Annotated in this window: 2 protein-coding genes; one reads left to right on the top strand and one right to left on the bottom strand. The window is 61.9% G+C overall.

All coding sequences use genetic code 11. The annotated features are described in order from the left end of the window. On the top strand, positions 1-833 hold an 833-nt coding region (locus NRB16_RS28705; RefSeq protein ID WP_257107538.1), incomplete at its 5' end, for a transposase. 193 nt (positions 834-1,026) lie between these two features. On the opposite strand, the gene NRB16_RS28710 is transcribed toward NRB16_RS28705, so the two are convergent. Next, entirely contained in the window at positions 1,027-1,614 is a 588-nt protein-coding gene (locus NRB16_RS28710) for a histidine phosphatase family protein (RefSeq protein ID WP_257107539.1), read from the bottom strand. Positions 1,615-1,687 lie beyond the last annotated feature (73 nt).

Genomic DNA, 1,687 nt, shown 5'->3' on the forward strand with positions numbered 1-1,687 from the left:
TGCCCAAGCTGGGCTGGCTGCGCTACCGCAACAGCCGCGAGGTGCCTGGCACGGTGAAGAACATCACCGTGAGCCAGTCGTGTGGCAAGTGGTTCGTGAGCATCCAGACCGAACGACAGATCGATGAGCAGCCCACGGCACAGGGTGCGGCAGTCGGCATCGACATGGGCATTGCCCGCTTCGCCACGCTTTCGGATGGTTCGTTCTACGCACCCCTCAACAGCTTCAAACGCCATGAAACCGCGCTGTGCAAAGCGCAGCAGGCGATGAGCCGCAAGGTCAAATTCAGCCGCAACTGGAAGAAGGCGAAAGCCCGCGTCCAGCGCATTCACTCGCGCATCGGCAATGCCCGCCGCGACTACCTGCACAAGTGCTCCACCACGATCAGCCAAAACCACGCGATGGTGTGTATCGAAGACTTGCAGGTACGCAATATGTCCAGGTCGGCGGCAGGTACGGCCGAGGCGCCGGGAAGAAACGTTCGGGCCAAATCTGGCCTGAACAGGGCCATCCTCGATCAGGGCTGGTTCGAGTTCCGCCGCCAACTGGACTACAAGCTGGCGTGGCGCGGCGGCTGGCTGATTGCCGTGCCGCCGCAAAATACCAGCCGCACGTGCCCGTGTTGCGGCCATGTGTCGGCGGCCAACCGCCAGACGCAGGCGCTGTTCAGGTGCGTGGGATGTGGTTTTGAAGGCAACGCCGATGTGGTCGGGGCGATCAATGTACTAAGGGCGGGACACGCCCGGTTAGCCTGTGAAGTGAGCGCAGAGGTCATGGCGCCAGCAGCAGGAACCCACCGAAGCGACTCAGGGGCGGCTCGATGCCGCGCCTGAGCGCCGTAGGAATCTCCGGCCTTCAGGCCGGGGAGGATATCAATTATAGCCGCACGGCATAAAGTCGATCAATTACAAGAGTGGGGCCTGGCGGCTGGCTGATGGGAGGTGCACAAGATCCAGGCTCGGCTCGGATCTGATCTGTGGGAGGCAGCTTTGCTGGCGAATGGGCTGCAACACCACTCAGTCGATTTCAAATAACCGCTGAAGTGGGCAAAGCAATACCGCCCACATTATCCAATGCCAGCACCTGTCCATTTTCAAGCTGCCAATCGAAGAAGTCCGAGAAGTCGCCACGCACCAGTGCCCGCACGGTCTTGCCCACAAAACCATGGGCCACCAGCACCACGGTGCTGCCCGCATGGCGCTCGACCAGTCCATTCAGGCCCAGCCGCAACCGCTCGACCACCTCGGCAATGGTCTCGCCGCCATCGGGTGCTTGCTGCCATTGCCGGGTGATATTGCGCGCCCACAACTGCGGATAGCGGGTCCGGGCCTCAGCCTGGGTCAGCCCTTCGAATACGCCGACGTTACGCTCACGAAAATGCTTATCGACAACCAGAGGCAGGTTCAGCGACTGGTTGAGGATCTCGGCGGTTTGCCGTGCCCGCAACAGCGGCGAGCTGACCAACACGTCGATCTGCGCGGGTAACGCGTTGCGCAAGGCCTCGGCCTGCTGACGGCCGTCTTCAGTCAATTCTGCATCCAGTGCGCCGAGGTAGCGCCCTTCACGGTTGGCCCACGTCTGGCCGTGGCGTACTACGTAGAGCTGCAGGGTCATGGTTACCAAGCTGGCGCGAAAAGCCCCTTCCTTCAGGTGGGGGATGAAAGCGCCACCGCGAAGCGGTCATAGG

The organism is Pseudomonas sp. LJDD11 (assembly GCF_024584215.1).
Classification (GTDB): domain Bacteria; phylum Pseudomonadota; class Gammaproteobacteria; order Pseudomonadales; family Pseudomonadaceae; genus Aquipseudomonas.